Annotated in this window: 13 protein-coding genes, 1 tRNA gene and 3 pseudogenes; 8 read left to right on the top strand and 9 right to left on the bottom strand. The window is 49.5% G+C overall.

Annotated features, from left to right (window positions below; translation table 11 throughout):
- Positions 1–114: 114 nt before the first annotated feature.
- Positions 115–531: a ribonuclease E inhibitor RraB gene (rraB, locus tag D9736_RS06010; protein WP_130206080.1), complete on the top strand. Its 417-nt coding sequence runs from the start codon at positions 115–117 to the stop codon at positions 529–531.
- Positions 532–576: 45 nt separating this feature from the next.
- Here rraB and D9736_RS06005 read toward each other — a convergent pair whose 3' ends face one another.
- Positions 577–1,080, bottom strand: coding sequence for a GNAT family N-acetyltransferase (locus D9736_RS06005; RefSeq protein WP_130206082.1), 504 nt, complete (start codon positions 1,078–1,080; stop codon positions 577–579).
- Positions 1,081–1,272: 192 nt separating this feature from the next.
- Here D9736_RS06005 and D9736_RS06000 point away from each other — a divergent pair, with 192 nt between their 5' ends.
- On the top strand, positions 1,273–2,460 hold the full coding sequence (locus D9736_RS06000; RefSeq protein WP_130257924.1) for a DUF898 family protein: 1,188 nt from the start codon (positions 1,273–1,275) through the stop codon (positions 2,458–2,460).
- 49 nt (positions 2,461–2,509) lie between these two features.
- Here the strand turns inward: D9736_RS06000 and valS are convergent, their stop codons facing one another.
- From valS to pepA, 3 genes are all read right to left on the bottom strand, one after another.
- Entirely contained in the window at positions 2,510–5,365 is a 2,856-nt protein-coding gene (valS, locus tag D9736_RS05995; protein WP_000416385.1) for a valine--tRNA ligase, read from the bottom strand.
- Positions 5,365–5,808 (bottom strand): DNA polymerase III subunit chi, encoded by a 444-nt coding sequence (gene holC / locus D9736_RS05990; RefSeq protein WP_000786399.1) that lies wholly within the window; start codon positions 5,806–5,808, stop codon positions 5,365–5,367. The genes valS and holC overlap by 1 nt, the downstream gene beginning before the upstream one ends.
- 550 nt (positions 5,809–6,358) lie before the next feature.
- The gene (pepA, locus tag D9736_RS05985) at positions 6,359–7,870 is read right to left on the bottom strand and encodes a leucyl aminopeptidase (RefSeq protein WP_000397144.1); all 1,512 of its coding nucleotides are present in this window, start codon (positions 7,868–7,870) and stop codon (positions 6,359–6,361) included.
- Positions 7,871–8,023: 153 nt separating this feature from the next.
- Here pepA and ytgA point away from each other — a divergent pair, with 153 nt between their 5' ends.
- The 3 genes from ytgA (at position 8,024) to lptG (ending at position 10,319) form a co-directional block, all read left to right on the top strand.
- Positions 8,024–8,074 (top strand): protein YtgA, encoded by a 51-nt coding sequence (gene ytgA / locus D9736_RS23555; RefSeq protein WP_211180521.1) that lies wholly within the window; start codon positions 8,024–8,026, stop codon positions 8,072–8,074.
- 62 nt (positions 8,075–8,136) lie between these two features.
- Positions 8,137–9,237 (top strand): LPS export ABC transporter permease LptF, encoded by a 1,101-nt coding sequence (gene lptF, locus D9736_RS05980; RefSeq protein WP_105290081.1) that lies wholly within the window; start codon positions 8,137–8,139, stop codon positions 9,235–9,237.
- Positions 9,237–10,319, top strand: a complete 1,083-nt coding sequence (gene lptG / locus D9736_RS05975) for an LPS export ABC transporter permease LptG (protein WP_130257923.1) — start codon at positions 9,237–9,239, stop codon at positions 10,317–10,319. Before lptF ends, lptG begins: the two co-directional genes overlap by 1 nt.
- A gap of 125 nt (positions 10,320–10,444) precedes the next feature.
- Here lptG and D9736_RS05970 read toward each other — a convergent pair whose 3' ends face one another.
- A complete protein-coding gene (locus tag D9736_RS05970; protein WP_130216641.1) occupies positions 10,445–11,947 on the bottom strand; it encodes a helicase HerA-like C-terminal domain-containing protein in 1,503 nt (500 codons plus the stop codon).
- 109 nt (positions 11,948–12,056) lie between these two features.
- Positions 12,057–12,243 (bottom strand): annotated as a pseudogene (locus D9736_RS23550) (alcohol dehydrogenase); the annotation flags it as partial.
- A gap of 193 nt (positions 12,244–12,436) precedes the next feature.
- On the opposite strand from D9736_RS23550, the gene D9736_RS05960 reads away from it, so the two are divergent.
- Together D9736_RS05960 and yjhR are read left to right on the top strand one after the other, a co-directional pair.
- Positions 12,437–12,521, top strand: a tRNA-Leu gene (locus D9736_RS05960).
- Between the two features lie 293 nt (positions 12,522–12,814).
- Complete coding sequence (yjhR, locus tag D9736_RS05955) at positions 12,815–16,330, top strand: helicase YjhR (RefSeq protein ID WP_130257922.1); 3,516 nt, start codon at positions 12,815–12,817, stop codon at positions 16,328–16,330.
- A gap of 310 nt (positions 16,331–16,640) precedes the next feature.
- Here yjhR and D9736_RS05950 read toward each other — a convergent pair whose 3' ends face one another.
- On the bottom strand, positions 16,641–17,513 hold the full coding sequence (locus D9736_RS05950; protein ID WP_130257921.1) for a phosphorothioated DNA-binding restriction endonuclease: 873 nt from the start codon (positions 17,511–17,513) through the stop codon (positions 16,641–16,643).
- A 99-nt stretch (positions 17,514–17,612) separates the two neighbouring features.
- Between D9736_RS05950 and D9736_RS05945 the strand changes: the two are divergent.
- Positions 17,613–17,717: pseudogene (locus D9736_RS05945) on the top strand (HNH endonuclease); the annotation flags it as partial.
- A gap of 7 nt (positions 17,718–17,724) precedes the next feature.
- Here the strand turns inward: D9736_RS05945 and D9736_RS05940 are convergent.
- Both D9736_RS05940 and D9736_RS05935 read right to left on the bottom strand, forming a co-directional pair.
- Positions 17,725–17,904 (bottom strand): annotated as a pseudogene (locus D9736_RS05940) (sialate O-acetylesterase); the annotation flags it as partial.
- A 104-nt stretch (positions 17,905–18,008) separates the two neighbouring features.
- The gene (locus D9736_RS05935) at positions 18,009–19,115 is read right to left on the bottom strand and encodes an N-acetylneuraminate epimerase (protein ID WP_130257920.1); all 1,107 of its coding nucleotides are present in this window, start codon (positions 19,113–19,115) and stop codon (positions 18,009–18,011) included.
- Positions 19,116–19,245 lie beyond the last annotated feature (130 nt).

Genomic DNA, 19,245 nt, shown 5'->3' with positions numbered 1-19,245 from the left:
ATGTATGAATATTCATTTGCAAGCCTAAAGCATAAAACTTTGTCACAAAGGTGGAGGCAATGTCAGTGGTGTGTGACAATAAGAGTATCAGCAGGACATTAAGAGGAATAAGTCATGGCAAACCCGGAACAACTCGAAGAACAGCGTGAAGAAACACGTTTGATTATTGAAGAATTACTGGAAGATGGCAGCGATCCGGACGCGCTGTACACCATCGAACATCACCTTTCCGCAGACGATCTGGAAACCCTGGAAAAAGCAGCGGTTGAAGCGTTTAAACTCGGTTACGAAGTGACCGATCCGGAAGAGCTGGAAGTGGAAGATGGGGATATCGTAATTTGCTGTGACATCGTCAGCGAATGCGCGTTGAATGCCGATCTGATCGATGCCCAGGTTGAGCAATTGATGAACCTGGCAGAGAAATTCGACGTTGAGTACGACGGTTGGGGGACTTATTTTGAAGATCCTAACGGCGAAGATGGCGACGATGAAGATTATGTCGACGAAGACGATGACGGTGTTCGCCATTAATTAATTGATTAAAATGCCCGATAGCACACACTAGCGGGCATTTTTTTAGAGTTCGCGCAACATCCGCACTTCACAATCAACATGGCCCGTGCAGCCAAGTGCATAGTCGATATGTTGAAAACCTAAATGTTCATACAAACCAATCGCTTCTTTCAAAAAAGCAGTCGTTTCCAGATAGCAGCGTTTGAAGCCCATTTCTCGTGCCTGCTCCATCGCCATTAAGGCCAGTTTTTTCGCCAGCCCTTTGCCGCGAATAGCAGGAAGAAAATACATTTTCTGCAGTTCGCAAATGTCCGATTCACTACCTGCTAATGGCGCAATCCCGCCGCCGCCCACCACTTCGCCATTGTGCTCAACTACCCAATAGGCATGACCGGGCTGACTATACACTTGATACAATTCGTCGAGATTGGGATCGGCGACGGTATAGCCTTTATCAGCGGTAAGACCGTATTCTGCGGACACCTGGCGGATGACGCTGGCGATGGCGGGATTATCGGCGGCGGTAAGTTTGCGCAAACGGAGCGCGGGGGAAACGACAACATTCATAGCATAGCTCAATTTCAAATGTATGATTTATAGCTCCCTTTAATACCACCCTCGCTTTGGTGGTGCAAGAAGAAGATAAATCAGAAAATATTAAGCATATATCGCTTAGATAAAGCGTATTCTAGATGGTCCAGTATCAATTGACTGGAATTATTATCTATATGAATGGAATTTATTTTAGGGATATAGTTCATGAATGGTGTAAACGTCGGGAAAGATAATCCTCGTCACGCATTTGTTTTTATAGGCAAGGGTGGTGAGTATTTTCTTATTTGTCTTGTGAATTTTTTACTGACAATTATTACTCTGGGAATATATGGGCCGTGGGCATTAGTGAAATGCCGTCGTTATATTTATCAGCATGTTACACTCAAGGGGCAACCATTTAGTTATAAGGGAACAGGTGGTGCCATTTTTGTTAGCATGTTGCTTATTATGATCGTTTATTTTTTCAGTATTTCTTGTTTTGCAGGCCAACACTTTGTTCTTGCTTTTCTCCTGTTTGCTCTCTTGATCTGCGGTATTCCTTGCATGGCAGTGAAGAGTCTGCAGTATCAGGCGAACATGACCTCGCTGAATGGTATTCGCTTTGGCTTTAACTGCTCAATGCTCCGTGCATGGTGGGTTATGTTAGGTCTGCCTGTTCTGTTGGCATTAGCTTTTTGGCTCGTACTGTACCTTATTGCGCAAGTGACGACATCGATAGGTGGGTTATTCTTTAACTTAGTGGTCTTAAGTTTGCTTTCCGTCATCGGACTGGGTGTTATCAACGGTATTACCTATAGCAAGTGGATGCCATTACTGGGTAATAACGCGACTTTTGGTGTCCATCAATTTTCCATTAAGGTCAACGTAAAAGAATGCATTAAAGGTTGTATGCTCGCAATATTAACCATGGTTCCTTTCATCATTGTGATTGGTATTATGATTGCGCCAGTATTTCAGCAGTTAATGATGATGACCATGTTGGGTAGGTCTGATGCTGGCAGTGAGCTTGTATTACAATATTACCCGCAGATTATGGCTTCTTATTTCCTGTATTTTGTCGCGATCCTTGTGTTTGCCAGTTATCTCTATGTCACGTTACGCAATCTGTTTTTGAATAACCTGACGCTGGCAAATGGCACTATTCGTTTTCATTCATCTGTTACCGCGATCGGTATGCTTTTGCGCATGTTGGCGGTATTAATGGGGTCCTCAATTACCTGTGGTCTGGCTTATCCCTGGCTGAAAATGTGGATGGTTAGCTGGATTGCTAACAATACCCATGTCCAGGGCGATCTTGATTCGCTGGAGTTAACCAATGATGACAAACCGCAGGATAGCGGTCCGTTAATGTGGATATCTCGCGGTATTATGCCGTATGTTCCGTTTATCTAAATAAAAAGGCCGGAGCATGCTCCGGCCTTCGTTTTCTTCACAGTGTTGATTACAGCGCGGCGATAACTGCCTGCTGTTCAATCAGCTTCGCTTTCGCTTCCGCATAACCTTCCAGCTTTTCACGCTCTTTCGCGATGACCGCTTCCGGTGCGCGCGCTACAAAGCCTTCGTTCGCCAGCTTGTTCTCGATGCGGCTGATTTCACCTTCAATCTTCGCCACTTCTTTCGCCAGACGCGCCAGCTCATCTTCTTTGTTAATGAGGCCAGCCATCGGGATCAGCAGCTCTGCACCGTCGACGATCTTGGTAACGGAAACCGGGCCTTTGTCATCGGCTGGCAGCACGGTGATGCTTTCCAGACGCGCCAGCGTTTGCAGGAAGCCACGGTTTTCATTTACGCGACGTTCTGCATCCGCGCTGCAACCACGCAGTAGCAGCTCCAGCGGTTTGCCCGGGGCGATGTTCATTTCTGCACGGATGTTACGTACCGCCACGATCGCCTGCTTCAGCCACTCGGTGTCGGCCAGTGCTGCTTCATCGACCTGAGACGCATCGTACTGCGGGAACGGCTGCAGCATGATGGTGTCGGCAGTGATACCGCAAAGTACTTTCACACGCTGCCAGATGGTTTCGGTGATGAACGGAATGATCGGATGCGCGAGGCGCAGCAGACCTTCCAGCACGGTCACCAGCGTATGGCGAGTACCGCGCAGTTCGGCTTCGGTGCCACCGTTCATTACCGGCTTGGTCAGCTCCAGATACCAGTCGCAGAACTGGTTCCAGGTGAATTCATACAGAATGCCTGCGGCGATATCGAAGCGGAAGCTGTCCAGCGCTTCGCGGTACGCTTTGATGGTCTGGTTGAACTCAGCCAGAATCCAGCGATCCGCCAGCGACAGCGTCATTTCGCCGCCGTTGAAGCCGCAATCCTGACCTTCCGTGTTCATCAGCACAAAGCGGCTGGCGTTCCACAGCTTGTTACAGAAGTTACGGTAGCCTTCCAGACGCTTCATATCCCAGTTGATGTCACGACCGGTAGAAGCCAGCGCCGCCAGGGTGAAGCGCAGCGCGTCAGTACCGTGCGGCTCAATGCCGTTCGGGAACTGCTTCTCGGTGCGCTTACGGATTTTGTCCGCCAGCTGCGGCTGCATCATATTGCCGGTACGTTTTTCCAGCAGTTCTGGCAGCGAAATACCGTCAACCATATCCAGCGGGTCAATAACGTTACCCTTGGATTTGGACATCTTCTGACCTTCGTCATCACGAATCAGACCAGTCATGTAAACGGTGTGGAACGGCACCTGCGGTTTGCCATTTTCATCTTTGATGAAGTGCATGGTCATCATGATCATGCGGGCAATCCAGAAGAAGATGATGTCGAAACCAGATACCATCACGCTGGTTGGGTGGAACTGACGCAGGGCGTCGGTGTTTTCCGGCCAGCCAAGGGTAGAGAATGTCCACAGCGCAGAAGAGAACCAGGTGTCGAGAACGTCTTCGTCCTGACGCAGGGCAACATCAGCACCGAGGTTATTTTCTTTACGCACTTCGTCTTCGTTGCGGCCAACATAAACATTACCCGCTTCGTCGTACCATGCCGGAATGCGGTGACCCCACCACAGCTGACGAGAGATACACCAGTCCTGAATATCGCGCATCCAGGAGAAATACATGTTTTCGTACTGCTTCGGTACGAACTGAATGTCGCCGTTCTCAACCGCTTCAACCGCCGGTTTCGCCAGTACATCGGCACGCACGTACCACTGGTCGGTCAGCATCGGTTCGATAACTACACCGCCACGGTCGCCGTAAGGAACGGTCAGATCGTGCGGTTTAATTTCTTCCAGCAGGCCGAGCGCGTCAACCGCAGCAACGACTGCTTTACGTGCAGCAAAACGCTCCAGTTTCTGGAACTCTGCCGGGATCTCGCTGGAATAAACGTCAGATTCGTTACCTTTGGTATCGAATACCTGGGCGCTTTCACGGATATCACCGTCAAAGGTCAGGATGTTGATCATCGGCAGGGCGTGACGTTTACCGACTTCATAGTCGTTAAAGTCGTGCGCCGGAGTGATCTTCACGCAGCCGGTGCCTTTTTCCATATCGGCGTGTTCGTCGCCCACGATCGGAATACGACGGTTAACCAGCGGCAGAATGACATATTTGCCAATCAGATCTTTGTAACGCGGGTCTTCCGGGTTAACGGCCACGCCGGTGTCGCCCAGCAAGGTTTCCGGACGGGTAGTCGCAACCACCAGATAATCTTTACCGTCTGCGGTTTTCGCGCCATCAGCCAGCGGATAGCGGATGTGCCACATCGAACCTTTCGATTCGCGGTTTTCTACTTCCAGGTCAGAGATAGCGGTACGCAGTTTCGGGTCCCAGTTTACCAGGCGCTTGCCACGGTAAATCAGGTCTTCTTTATACAGACGGACGAAAACTTCTTTCACCGCATTGGACAGGCCTTCGTCCATGGTGAAGCGTTCACGCTCCCAGTCGACGGAGTTGCCGAGACGGCGCATCTGACGGGTAATGGTGCCGCCGGATTCCGCTTTCCATTCCCAGATTTTGTCGATGAAAGCTTCGCGGCCGTAATCGTGACGGGTTTTACCTTCTTCTGCGGCAATCTTGCGCTCAACGACCATCTGGGTAGCGATCCCGGCGTGGTCAGTACCGACCTGCCACAGGGTGTTTTTGCCCTGCATGCGCTGATAGCGGATCATGGTATCCATGATGGTTTGCTGGAAGGCGTGACCCATATGCAAACTGCCGGTGACGTTCGGCGGCGGGATCATGATGCAGAAACTTTCCTGGCTTTCATCGCCATTAGGCTTAAAGTAGCCCTGCTTTTCCCAGTGCTCGTAAAGCGGCTGTTCGATATCTTGTGGGTTATATGTCTTTTCCATTATTTCCAGGTTGCCGTATTCAGGTTGAAACCAGCCACGCGGTAGGCTTTATAGCGTTCGCGCGCCAGTTGTTTCAGAGAATCTTCATAAGGGACGAAGTCTACCACTTCTGTGAAAGCGGTGGCAAAATCTGCAAAGCTTGTTCGCAGACTAATCAATATATCGCGCGGGCTGCTGCTACGCTTTTGCGGCCAGGCGATCTCCACCGGCGCACCGCCGCGCGGTCCTTCTCCTGCTAAATTATGCGGAACAAAGCTTTCTGCCGGACGTGCCCACAGGGCTTCATCCAGCCGGTAAGCCTGCTTTTCATCTTCACAGGCGATGAGCACGCGCTTACCGCTGCGCCAACGTTCTGCGGCAATTTCACACACCAGCTGCTCAACGGCGCTTAAGCCATCGACGGTGGTGTCATTGTCCAGAAGGTAGAACGTTGCGTTTTTCATATATGGGGCTTCTTGTGGTGGATTTAAATATGCATCTGGTAATACACAGCATTGCCTGATGCGACGCTGCCGCGTCTTATCAGGCCTACAAGTTCAGTGCTGTGTGTAGGTCGGATAAGGCGTTCACGCCGCATCCGATAATAACAGCATTGCCTGATGCGACGCTGCCGCGTCTTATCAGGCCTACGAGTTTGGTGCTGTGTGTAGGTCGGATAAGGCGTTCACGCCGCATCCGACAATAACAGCATTACCTGATGCGACGCTGCCGCGTCTTATCAGGCCTACAAGTTCAGTGCTGTGTGTAGGTCGGATAAGGCGTTCACGCCGCATCCGACAATAACAGCATTGCCTGATGCGACGCTGCCGCGTCTTATCAGGCCTACGAGTTCAGTGCTGTGTGTAGGTCGGATAAGGCGTTCACGCCGCCCGACAATAACAGCATTGCCTGATGCGACGCTGCCGCGTCTTATCAGGCCTACGAGTTCAGTGCTGTGTAGGTCGGATAAGGCGTTCATGCCGCATCCGACAATAACAGCCTTGCCTGACGCAATTACTCTTCGCCGTTAAACCCAGCGCGGTTTAACAGGAACTGTGCCAGCAACGCTACCGGACGACCGGTGGCACCTTTTGCTTTACCAGAACGCCAGGCGGTACCGGCGATATCCAGGTGCGCCCAGTTGTACTTACGGGTAAAGCGTGACAGGAAGCAACCTGCGGTAATCGCCCCACCAGGACGACCGCCAATGTTCGCCATATCGGCAAAATTGGACTCCAGTTGTTCCTGATACTCGTCACCCAGCGGTAAGCGCCATGCGCGGTCACCGGATTGTTCAGACGCGGCAATCAGTTCATGGGCCAGCGGATTGTGGTTCGCCATCAGACCAGTAATATGATGACCCAGCGCGATCACGCAGGCACCGGTCAGCGTCGCCACGTCAATCACCGCTTCCGGCTCAAAACGCTCAACGTAAGTTAACACGTCGCACAGTACCAGGCGGCCTTCAGCGTCAGTATTCAGCACTTCAACGGTTTGACCGGACATGGTGGTTAACACATCGCCCGGACGATAGGCTCGCCCGCCAGGCATGTTTTCGCAGCCAGCCAGCACGCCGATAACGTTAATCGGCAGTTGTAGCTCTGCGACCATCCGCATCACGCCGTAAACCGCTGCCGCGCCGCACATATCGTACTTCATCTCATCCATGCCTTCGGAAGGCTTGATGGAGATACCGCCGGAGTCGAAGGTTAAACCTTTACCGACCAGCACGATTGGGCGTGCATCTTCCGACGCGTTGCCTTTGTACTCAATCACCGACATCAGCGATTCGTTTTGCGAACCCTGACCGACCGCCAGATAGGAATGCATCCCCAGCTCTTTCATCTGCTGTTCGCCGATAACGCGGGTGATAACATTCTTGCTGTAGCTGTCAGCCAGCTGGCGCGCTTGTGAAGCGAGGTAAGCGGCGTTACAGATATTCGGCGGCATATTGCCAAGATCTTTTGCTGCTTTAATCCCGGCGGCAATCGCCAGACCGTGCTGGATCGCGCGCTCACCGCTGGTCAGTTCACGGCGGGTCGGTACGTTGAACACCATTTTACGCAGCGGACGACGCGGTTCGCTCTTGTTCGTTTTCAACTGATCGAAACTGTAGAGCGTCTCTTTTGCCGTCTCGACAGCCTGGCGCACTTTCCAGTAGTTGTTACGGCCTTTAACGTGCAGCTCGGTCAGGAAGCAGACCGCTTCCATCGAGCCAGTATCATTCAGCGTATTAATGGTTTTCTGAATCACCTGCTTATACTGGCGCTCATCCAGCTCACGTTCTTTACCGCAACCAATAAGAAGGATGCGCTCAGAAAGCACGTTCGGCACATGGTGGAGCAACAGCGTCTGCCCCGGTTTTCCTTCCAGTTCGCCCCGGCGCAGCAGGGCGCTGATGTACCCATCGCTGATTTTATCGAGCTGTTCTGCAATCGGAGAAAGGCGACGTGGTTCGAAGACGCCCACGACGATGCAGGCACTCCGCTGTTTCTCCGGGCTACCGCTTTTTACACTAAACTCCATGCACTACGCTCCTGAATCTTAAAGACAACAGCGGTGGCTACAGATAGAATTGCAAGCTTTCGTAACTCATGTCCGCTGTTGCGATGACTTCGTGTTAATCTTAACGTTATTACGGCATTGGCACGTCAGAACAAAATCTGAGAGGTGAATCCGTTGAGTATAATTATCTTAGCGACGATTTCGACGACTCAAGAGAATAAATGACGTTTAAGCCATGAAACAAGCTAAAATCCTGCAAAAGACGAGTTTTTACGGGCGTATTTAAAGTGATAATCATAAGATATCTGGTGCGGGAGACGCTCAAAAGCCAGCTGGCGATACTCTTCATCTTGCTTTTGATCTTCTTCTGTCAAAAGTTAGTGAGGATCCTCGGCGCAGCGGTTGACGGCGATATTCCGGCGAATCTGGTGCTCTCCCTGTTGGGGCTGGGCGTGCCGGAAATGGCGCAGCTTATCCTGCCATTAAGCCTGTTCCTCGGGCTGCTGATGACGCTGGGCAAACTGTATACCGAAAGTGAAATTACGGTAATGCATGCCTGCGGCCTGAGCAAAGCGGTGCTGGTGAAAGCGGCGATGGTTCTTGCGGTGTTCACGGCGATTGTCGCGGCGGTTAACGTTATGTGGGCGGGGCCGTGGTCATCGCGCCATCAGGATGAAGTGCTGGCAGAAGCGAAAGCTAACCCAGGCATGGCGGCGCTGGCGCAAGGGCAATTCCAGCAAGCGACTAATGGCAGCTCAGTGCTGTTCATCGAAAGCGTTGACGGCAGCGATTTCAAAGATGTATTCCTCGCGCAAATTCGACCAAAAGGTAACGCGCGTCCTTCTGTGGTGGTGGCCGATTCCGGACATTTAACGCAACTGCGCGACGGATCCCAGGTCGTCAGCCTCAACCAGGGAACGCGCTTCGAAGGCACTGCACTGTTACGTGATTTCCGCATTACGGACTTCCAGGATTATCAGGCGATCATTGGTCACCAGGCGGTGGCGCTCGACCCGAACGATACCGACCAGATGGACATGCGCACATTGTGGAACACCGACACCGATCGTGCCCGCGCAGAACTGAACTGGCGTATCACGCTGGTATTCACCGTGTTTATGATGGCGCTCATGGTTGTGCCTCTGAGCGTGGTTAACCCGCGTCAGGGACGTGTCCTGTCGATGCTGCCAGCCATGCTGCTATATCTGCTTTTCTTCCTGATCCAGACCTCCCTTAAATCGAACGGCGGTAAAGGTAAGCTGGACCCGACGCTGTGGATGTGGACCGTTAACCTGATTTATCTGGCTTTGGCGATTGTTCTCAACCTTTGGGACACAGTGCCGGTCCGCCGCCTGCGCGCCAGTTTTTCGCGTAAAGGAGCGGTGTGATGCAACCTTTTGGTGTTCTTGACCGCTATATCGGTAAAACCATTTTCACCACCATCATGATGACGCTGTTCATGCTGGTGTCGCTTTCCGGCATTATCAAGTTTGTCGATCAGCTGAAAAAAGCCGGGCAGGGGAGTTACGACGCGGTAGGCGCGGGGATGTATACCCTGCTGAGCGTGCCGAAAGATGTACAAATCTTCTTCCCGATGGCGGCCCTGCTGGGCGCGTTGCTCGGGCTGGGGATGCTGGCGCAGCGCAGCGAACTGGTGGTGATGCAGGCTTCTGGTTTTACCCGCATGCAAGTCGCGTTGTCAGTAATGAAAACCGCCATTCCACTGGTTTTGCTTACGATGGCGATTGGCGAATGGGTCGCGCCGCAGGGCGAACAGATGGCGCGTAACTACCGCGCGCAGGCGATGTACGGTGGTTCGTTGCTCTCTACTCAGCAAGGTTTATGGGCCAAAGATGGTGACAACTTTGTCTATATTGAGCGAGTAAAAGGCGACGAAGAGTTAGGTGGTATCAGTATTTATGCCTTTAACGAGAATCGTCGTCTGCAATCCGTTCGCTATGCCGCTTCCGCGAAGTTTGACCCTGAACATAAAGTCTGGCGTCTGTCGCAGGTTGATGAGTCTGACCTGACCAATCCCAAACAGATAACCGGTTCGCAGACGGTGAGCGGCATCTGGAAAACCAACCTCACGCCGGACAAACTGGGCGTGGTGGCGCTGGATCCGGATGCGCTCTCCATCAGTGGTTTGCACAACTACGTGAAGTATCTGAAGTCGAGCGGTCAGGACGCCGGGCGCTACCAGCTTAATATGTGGAGCAAAATCTTCCAGCCGCTATCCGTGGCGGTAATGATGCTGATGGCGCTGTCATTTATCTTCGGCCCGCTGCGCAGCGTGCCGATGGGCGTGCGCGTGGTCACTGGTATTAGCTTCGGTTTTGTGTTCTACGTACTGGACCAGATCTTCGGCCCGCTGACGTTGGTTTACGGCATCCCGCCGATTATTGGCGCATTGTTGCCAAGCGCCAGCTTCTTCTTAATCAGCCTGTGGCTGTTAATGAGAAAATCGTAACCTGATGAACGAATAAAGGGAGCTAAAGCTCCCTTTATTATTGTTAGCAAAGTGGCGTAGGCCTGATAAGCGTAGTGCATCAGGCAAAGGCAAGTTGGTGTGAGAGAACACAAACAGCGCCTGACTTACCTTTTTCTCCCCCCAAGCAAACTCCCCAGCACTCCGCGTACAATCTGATTCGTCACCTGGCGGGCGGCGCTTTTCGCCATTGTTTGCACCACGCCATCTTTCTTCCCGCCGCGTGGTCCAGTAGTGCCAAACAAAATATCCTTCAACCCACCCAGAATACCGTCATCTTCACTTATCTCTTTCCCTTTGGCCGGAGGGGTATTTTGCTGCTCGGTGCTTGCCTGTACGCCTTTTTGCAACATCTCATAGGCGGATTCCCGGTCCACGTCATCTTCATACTTGCCATACACCGGGGAGTGATTAATCAAGCCATTACGCTCATCTTCTGTCACTGGCCCCATCCGTGAACAAGGCGCGATCACCATCGCACGCTCTACCACAGAAGGACTTCCTTTCGCATCCAGAAAAGAGATCAACGCTTCGCCGGTTCCTAGTTCCTGAATCGCCTTTTCCGTATCAAATGCAGGATTAGGTCGCATGGTTTGCGCTGCCGTCTTCACCGCTTTCTGGTCTTTCGGTGTAAAGGCGCGCAGAGCGTGCTGAACGCGATTACCCAACTGCCCAAGCACGTTGTCCGGAATATCAGAAGGGTTTTGCGAAACAAACCAGACGCCCACGCCTTTTGAACGGATAAGCCTTATTACCTGTTCAATCTTATCCAGCAGCACCTGCGGCGCATCGTTAAACAACAGATGCGCTTCGTCGAAGAAAAACACCAGTTTCGGTTTATCCAGATCGCCTGCTTCCGGCAGTTGCTCATACAACTCTGAAAGCATCCACAACAGACTGGCGGCGTACAGTTTAGGCATCTGGTAGAGTTTTTCGGCGCTAAGGATATTGATAACACCCTTACCGTTGGCATCGGTACGCATCCAGTCTTTGATATCCAGCATCGGCTCACCAAAGAAATGCGTTGCCCCTTGCTGTTCCAGCGTCAGTAATCCGCGCTGGATGGCACCAACCGATGCGCTACTGATATTACCGTACTGATTCTGGAATGATTTGGCGTTATCACCGATGTATTGGGTAATCGCCCGCAAATCTTTAAAGTCGAGAAGCAACAATCCCTGATCGTCAGCAATACGGAAAATGATATTCAGGACGCCAGATTGCACATCGTTGAGATTCAACAAACGCGCCAGCAACAACGGCCCGAGATCCGATACCGTTGCCCGCACTGGATGACCTTTCTCACCAAAAATATCCCATACCACCACTGGATTCGCATGTGGTTGCCAGTCGTTGACGCCGATATTTTTCAACCGAGCGAGCAGTTTTTCCGAGGTAGTACCTTCTGCCGCAACCCCGGTCAAATCACCTTTTACATCGGCCATAAACACCGGAACGCCGATTTCTGACAGAGATTCCGCCAGTTTTTGCAGCGTGACAGTTTTACCTGTCCCCGTTGCGCCAGTAATCAGTCCGTGACGGTTAGCCATAGCGGGTAGTAAAAACAGTTCTGTGTCCGGCGTGCGGGCAATTAAACGTGATTCGCTCATGAGATTTCCTCCAGTTCCCTGTCTGGAGTATAGGCACGGTTAAAAAGTTTTCACCACTAAATTCAGCCGATTGCGAGATATCTTAAAGGCCTGGCAGAAGCGACCCAACAAAACCTCCGCAATTCATAATTGTAGGCACCGCACCTTGCCAGAAGTTGATTTGATTATCGCGAATACAGGCGCCGTAGTGACCACGGCTGCGCGGCGCTACCCTGGGCAACCACGTGGCGAATCACCTTATGTTCGGCAATTAGCGGATATTGCGACAATCCCTATTCGTTATTGATTATCGACATGCTTTTGTCGTTCTCTGGTGTTGCCCGGGAAGTGTAGAGCATGGTAGGACGGGGCCTGGAGTGTGACAAAGGTTACATATCGCTGAAGACAACGCTGAAATTTTCAGCACTTAGCGAGGCATGCACAAGCTGGCGCTTGCATGGTGGCGCGTGACAGGTATAATTCACAACGTTTTCCGCATACCTCTTCAGTGCCGAAGTGGCGAAATCGGTAGACGCAGTTGATTCAAAATCAACCGTAGAAATACGTGCCGGTTCGAGTCCGGCCTTCGGCACCAAAAGTATGTAAATAGACCTCAACTGAGGTCTTTTTTTATGCCTGAAATCCGCGCTACACAAATCTTTTCCGCTGTTTTTTTCCACCTGGTTCAATCCATATTAATTCCCTTAAGAATACCGAACCAAGTATGTTTGCGCTTATCTATTAAGGATTCGGCTCTTTCAGAAAATCTAATCCATCCTCCAGGCACAATATTTATTGCGATCGTGCTCGCATCGTGGACAATGTTTAATCATAAGTAATATTTACATCAATGAAATCAATGATTTCTATTATGTCACGGAATGGAAAATGGACAGCAATACATTGGGATTCACTTCATACTGGCGCAACTCCTTAGCTGACGCCGAATCTGGTAAAGGAACGTTTTCACGTAAAGATACAGATTCATTCATTCGATGGATAAATATCACCGCAGGGCAGTTGGATGACGAGACTATTCGGGCATTTTTTGACGGTGAAGGGGAGTCGGTAAAAACCGTTGAAGTCGTGTTACGGCCCCAAGTGTGGAACCGCATAGTAAAGCATGGCAAAGAGCAAATGGCAGGTGCACCCGCAATTATCACGCCACTGGTTACCTCCGCTCTTCTGAATAGGGAAGGTTTTTTGTTTCCTGCCGCTTCAGCCACTATTCCCCGCGATCTGCTTGAACCTCTCCCTTCCGGTCATTTTTCTATTGGTGAGTTGGCGCAATATGACAAATACAAAACCACGCATAACACAGCCACCATTAATGAAGATGAACCAGAACATTACGAAGAAACTGACGAAGAGAAAGCGGAACGCCATGCCAGGTATCTTCAGCATTGGCAAAATTATCTTCAACAGTCAGATAACCTTTTAAGAAACGTCGCGGGAAATTGGGTCGCTACATCTGAGCCATACGAACGGGCTGGATATGGTTATATTGTTAAAGCTAGCCAGCATGTAGGGGCCAGCGTTCATATCCTGCCTATGTATGACCATCTTCTGATGAGCCAGGTTAAGGTTCCGCTATTAACGCGTTTTGCCTCAAACGAAATGGCTCCAGTGGAGCCACTTCTCGCTAAGAATGCGATGTTCTGCGAACGTCTGGGGCATTCCGGCGATAAGTTTCCGCTGGCAGTGGCGCAGCGCGATGCCCTGAGCCATTATCTGACTCAACAGCAGGGTGATATGCTCGCTGTCAACGGTCCTCCGGGAACGGGTAAAACTACGCTGGTGCTTTCTATTATTGCCACCGAATGGACAAGAGCCGCACTTAATCAAACTGAACCTCCTGTAATTATTGCCACATCGACTAACAATCAGGCCGTCACCAATATTATTGAAGCCTTTGGAAAAGATTTCTCTACTGGTTTTGGCGTAATGTCTGGGCGTTGGTTGCCGGAGGTAATAAGCTATGGCGCTTATTTTCCGTCTAAAAGCCGTCAGGTTGAGGCAGCGAAGAAATACCAGACGGAAGATTTTTTTAACCGCGTTGAATCCCAGGAATATCTGGAAAAAGCCCGGGCCTTTTACCTTGAAAAAGCGGAGGCGGCGTTTGGAGCTGGAGAGTGCAATTCGCCAGAGCATGTAGTGACGCTTTTGCATGAACGTTTAACTTCACAGTTTATGCAACTTCAGCAAATCGAACCCGCATGGCGCAGACTCAATGATATCCGCCATGAACAGCGAGTCATCAGTGAGAATCTCGACCAGTATCTTCAGGACAAAAACACACTTCTTCTCAATATTGGCAATGAAATTTCGCTTTTAGCCAGAGGTAAAAAGCAGTGGCAGCAATACCGTGCCGATGAGTCGCTTATGTATGCATTTTTGTCATGGCTCCCTGCTGTTCGTGCTAAACGCCATTACCAGATTAACCTCTTCCTGGACTCTACGTTCGGCACAAGAATGACAGCGTTCCAGGGAAATTGTCCCGAAGATATTGATAAATTTATCGATAGTTTGATCGCTAAAGCGCAACAAGAGCAGGCGGTGTGCCAACAGAATATCAACTTTGCGCAGGACATAGCCCGAAGCGAAATGGAAGCAGCAAAACAATGGCGCGGGTTGACTTATGCTCTGGGCTACAGGGGAGACGATGAGCTGAACCTCGCCGGAGCGGACGAGCTTGCCGATACTCAGATTCGTTTTCCAGCGTTCTTGTTAGCGACTCATTATTGGGAAGGTCGCTGGCTGATGGATATGGCGGCAATTGATAACCTGCAAAAAGAAAAAGGAATTACCGGGACAACTATCGCCGAGGCTCGTTGGCTAAGAAGAATGAAACTTACTCCTTGTGTGGTAATGACCTGCTACATGTTGCCTTACCATATGAACAGGAGAAAATCTTTTGGTGGGGACAGAACATCGGATAATAATTATTTATATAACTTTGCCGATTTACTGATTGTCGATGAAGCAGGGCAGGTACTCCCGGAGGTTGCTGCGGCCTCTTTTGCATTGGCGAAGAAAGCACTGGTGATTGGCGATACGGAGCAAATAGCTCCAATCTGGAATTGTCTACCCGTTACTGATATGGGCAATATGCTTGAGGAGAATATTCTTTCTGGTGGCACTCAGGAAGAGTTAATAAATACATATTCCCATGTGTGTGGGTCTGGAAAAAGTGCAGCATCTGGTAGCGTAATGCAGGTTGCCCAGTTCAACTCCCGCTACCAGTATGATCTCAAGTTCGAGCGCGGAATGTATCTGTATGAGCATCGTCGCTGTTTCAATAACATCATCGGCTACTGTAACTCACTTTGCTATCACGGTAAGTTGCAGCCTAAAAGAGGGATGGAAAAAGGGACGATTTTTCCCGCAATGGGATATCTGCATATTGATGGCCGAGGCATGAAGCCAAATGGGGGGAGCCGTTATAACCCTCTTGAAGCTGAAACAATAGCAGCATGGCTGGCGACACATAAGGATGATATAGAGCGCCATTACGGGGAACCTCTGTACAAAGTTGTTGGTGTTGTGACGCCATTTTCGGCGCAGGTTAATGCCATCAAAACGTCATTGCGTAAGCTGGAGATTAATGACAAAGACGAAGAGGGCTCACTGACAGTGGGGACTGTGCACTCCTTGCAGGGTGCGGAAAGGGCGATTGTTCTCTTTTCCCCAGTCTACTCAAAACATGAAGATGGCAGGTTTCTTGATAGCAACAGCAGTATCCTCAATGTTGCTGTCTCACGCGCTAAGGATAGTTTTCTGGTCTTTGGCGATATGGACCTTATTGAGATGCAGCCCGCATCTTCGCCGCGTGGGTTATTGGCAAAATTTCTGTTTGCTTCAGATAATAATGCGTTGCAATTTGAGTTTCAGAAACGACAGGATTTAATTTCCGCACAGACAAAAATTTCAACGTTGCATGGTGTGGAGCAGCATGATGAATTCTTGAATAATGCTCTGGCCGCAGCTCAACAGAAGATCACGATTATTTCCCCCTGGTTATCCTGGCAAAAAGTGGAGCAAACGGGGTTTCTGACGTCAATGGCTCTGGCCCGCTCCCGAAGTATTGATATTACCGTGGTAACGGATAAAAACTGCAATATTGCGCATATCGATGATGATAAGCGCCAGGAGAAACTGCATCTTCTAAATGATGCAGTCGAAAAGCTCAATAATATGGGCATTGCTACAAAATTGGTGAATCGCGTTCACAGCAAAATTGTGATTAGAGATGAGGAGTTGCTGTGCGTTGGATCTTTTAACTGGTTCAGTGCTGCGCGAGAAGATAAATATCAACGATATGATACGTCTTTGGTGTACCGTGGCGAAGGCGTAAAAAATGAAATAAAGGCGATATATAGCAGTCTGGATCAACGTCAGCTATAAGTGTGATGAACAGTTCACAACACAGGAGTGGTAAGGGATATATTTTAACAATGTGAAAGCGACTTTCAGATTTATTGCGAGTCGCCTTCCTGATTTTCAATCTTATTGTTTACTAATCATTCTCCTTTGCGTAATGCGCCTGGCATTAACGGCAGGGGCTTTTAGGAATGAAAGCGAATGCAAGTAATAACGGAAATCTAAACCGATCATAACGGTCTAATTTTTTCGCCCGGTATTAAGCATATCATGGCTGTTCATGATGCCGAATTGAATCAGATAGAGACGTTAAATCAGCAAAATAAGTATTACCTCACCCCCTAAAAACCTCTTTCCGATGCCACTCCACAAACCCCTCATAAGGGTAATTTTTACGCACCTGTGGCAACGCAATAGTTTTCCCGTCAAAATCCCAGAATAGTTTCTCAACAATACCTCCGCCGTTTACCGCATCCGAGACAAGCACCCGCATATTTTCATCCAGGCCAATCGATCCTTTATCAAAGGCTTTATGGTGAATTGCGCAAAGCGCCAGGCTATTAGGGATTTCACAAGGACCGCCGTGCTGTTTCCATTTTATATGCGCAGCTTCTAGCGCGACGGTGGTGTCATCGTGGCGCATATTAAAGCCACATATCGCGCACTGGTAGTTATAAGCACGTAATACATTTTTGCGAAATAACGGGTCGCGCTGTTTACGGATTTGCTGGAGATCAAAACCCAGCTCGTCAGCGATTTCTTCCTGAATACTCTCGGTGAAGTGCGCTTCGAGTATCTGTTGTGCCAGAGTGTTGATGAGTTTTTTATTGCCGGTTACCAGGGCGTAATGCTGTTCATCGAAACCGCCTGCAACGTGGTATTCGGTCAGTTCCTTCACTGGCGGTTGTCGGCTGCTCCCTGCTGTTGAGCAAAGCCCGGCATTGTGTAATTGCCAGAATCCGTCGCCTTGTAATCGCCAGAACGGTATATCAGGTCGGTACTGTGAACGCTGTGGCCCAAAACGTTCCAGTAAACTGTGCAGAGGTTCGTAGATTTCCGAGCCATAATCGAAAAGGCGCGGATGTCCATTCAGGTATCCCGCTAATACGTATAGCAATAACAACGGCTTATGCGGTGCGCGCTGTTCACCCTTGTGCCAGATTTTTATGTTGGCAATTGCCTGCTGTAGCGATTTACTGGAAGCCATTGATATCCCTGGCAGTGAAATAATTGCGATCATGCTCGCAAATTTTCTGCTGTTCAAGCCTGCAAGCGAAGATATATTACCTTGATCTCATTTGTTTTTTTATTTCCTGTGTGCCCTAATTGTCATGCGATGCTGCACCGACGCAAACCACCGTTTACGCCGGAGGAGTTAAAAGCGTTGATGGATGCAAATAAATCAAATTAATGAACGCTCATCTTTCGCGCCAAAACTGCAAAATAGCGTCAACAAATTTGTCTACAATCATCCCCCGACTGAAATGACGGCTTCGTAGCGCCGTCGTCTTGTTCTCAGGAATTCGGTACGCTGAACCGTTATATCCCTTGCTCAAATTATTTGGATTTTCATCAGGCGCGTTTGTCAGTTCTCTTTTAAAGTGATATGGCGGGCGCAGGATGTATCTGCGCAAACCGCGCCAGTTATTTTATTCCGGGATGAACAACATCTTTATTTTCAGGCAATGGAAACCCTGAAAAGTTAGTTTTGCACAGTAACTTTATTATCTTTCACTGAGAGCAACACTGAATCCGCCACCGCTTTACCACCCGCAGTTTCACCGCCAATAATCAATAGACTATTATTCCAGGGCAATGATACTCCGTAGGCCCGACCTTGCGTCAGTTCGCCAGATTTCTCCCATTTCCCGTTATGCCACAGATAAATATCAGCGCTATATGATTTTTTCAGGCCTTCATGCGCATAGTTCTTACCGTTCTGGTAATTTGCCCGCGAGCCTTTAAATCCGGCACCTCCGGCAAATATAAGAAAATCATTGCTTATCCCCGCAAAACCGCCAGCGACGCCATCTGGTGATGAGACGGGAGGAAGCTTATTCCATTTTACGTTATTGCCGGTAAGATCAAGTTCAAATACGGCATCCGTTCGCAATCCTGGTTTAGCTTCGCCATTAATAAGCCAGGTTTTATCACCTTTATTCACAACCGCCGCACCAGCCGTCCCGTACCAGGGCGATTCGCTAGCGTAACTCCATTGCTGTGTTGAGGGATCAAAAGACAACAAAAACTTATTGAAGAAATAATCTTCTGCTTTTTTGTCAAAATAGTGGGCGTTGATTTTATCTATAGTTGCTGAATCTTTTCCAGCCTCGTTGAGATCTTCAAAATAGCCATTGAAGATATTTTGGTTAACACCGCCAGTAACATAAGCTTTGCCGTTGTGAACAAAAGTCACATGACCCGCCATGCCCATCGGTGCGTGTGACATCAATTTAATCCAGGTATTAGTTGCTGGGCTATATTTGTACACATCGTTGAACACCCTGGTTAAACCTTGTTGGTTTTTGCCAACACCGCCAAATACATACAAATCACCATCAATAAATGCGGACGTTGCTTGATCTCTTGCGCCACCGGGGAATTCAACCAGAGCTGTCCATTTTTTATCTTTGGCTTGCGTATCCAGCTTGTACCATGCCGTACCAGCGCTACCTAAACCAATGTAGACAGTGTCGTTATCAATTGCACCAGTACCACTTTTAAATGGTACTGGAATTTCCGGCAATACAGACGCGTTTGCGGCAAATGATGCCATCATGATAGCAAGCGCCGTTATTGTTCTCTTCATTGTGAATTACTCCTGCTCGCTGGAATTCAAATGTTGCACCATGTGCCTGTATACCTTTTATACCAAAACTAAATAGCAATCCTTGCAACAACATCAGTTTTGTTGTGTCGGTCACAACTTATGCAATGGG

Origin of the sequence: Escherichia sp. E10V10, from assembly GCF_004211985.1 — a bacterium.
In the GTDB taxonomy this organism is placed as follows: domain Bacteria; phylum Pseudomonadota; class Gammaproteobacteria; order Enterobacterales; family Enterobacteriaceae; genus Escherichia.
The sequence above is the reverse complement of the archived record's forward strand: the minus strand, read 5'-3'. Positions and strand labels throughout refer to the sequence as shown.

What these genes read in the sequence shown, in the direction of transcription:
- rraB (WP_130206080.1), top strand. Translation starts at nt 115, where the DNA reads ATGGCAAACCCGGAACAACTCGAAGAACAGCGTGAAGAAACACGTTTG.
- D9736_RS06005 (WP_130206082.1), bottom strand. Translation starts at nt 1,080, where the DNA reads ATGAATGTTGTCGTTTCCCCCGCGCTCCGTTTGCGCAAACTTACCGCC.
- D9736_RS06000 (WP_130257924.1), top strand. Translation starts at nt 1,273, where the DNA reads ATGAATGGTGTAAACGTCGGGAAAGATAATCCTCGTCACGCATTTGTT.
- valS (WP_000416385.1), bottom strand. Translation starts at nt 5,365, where the DNA reads ATGGAAAAGACATATAACCCACAAGATATCGAACAGCCGCTTTACGAG.
- holC (WP_000786399.1), bottom strand. Translation starts at nt 5,808, where the DNA reads ATGAAAAACGCAACGTTCTACCTTCTGGACAATGACACCACCGTCGAT.
- pepA (WP_000397144.1), bottom strand. Translation starts at nt 7,870, where the DNA reads ATGGAGTTTAGTGTAAAAAGCGGTAGCCCGGAGAAACAGCGGAGTGCC.
- lptG (WP_130257923.1), top strand. Translation starts at nt 9,237, where the DNA reads ATGCAACCTTTTGGTGTTCTTGACCGCTATATCGGTAAAACCATTTTC.
- D9736_RS05970 (WP_130216641.1), bottom strand. Translation starts at nt 11,947, where the DNA reads ATGAGCGAATCACGTTTAATTGCCCGCACGCCGGACACAGAACTGTTT.
- yjhR (WP_130257922.1), top strand. Translation starts at nt 12,815, where the DNA reads ATGGACAGCAATACATTGGGATTCACTTCATACTGGCGCAACTCCTTA.
- D9736_RS05950 (WP_130257921.1), bottom strand. Translation starts at nt 17,513, where the DNA reads ATGGCTTCCAGTAAATCGCTACAGCAGGCAATTGCCAACATAAAAATC.
- D9736_RS05935 (WP_130257920.1), bottom strand. Translation starts at nt 19,115, where the DNA reads ATGAAGAGAACAATAACGGCGCTTGCTATCATGATGGCATCATTTGCC.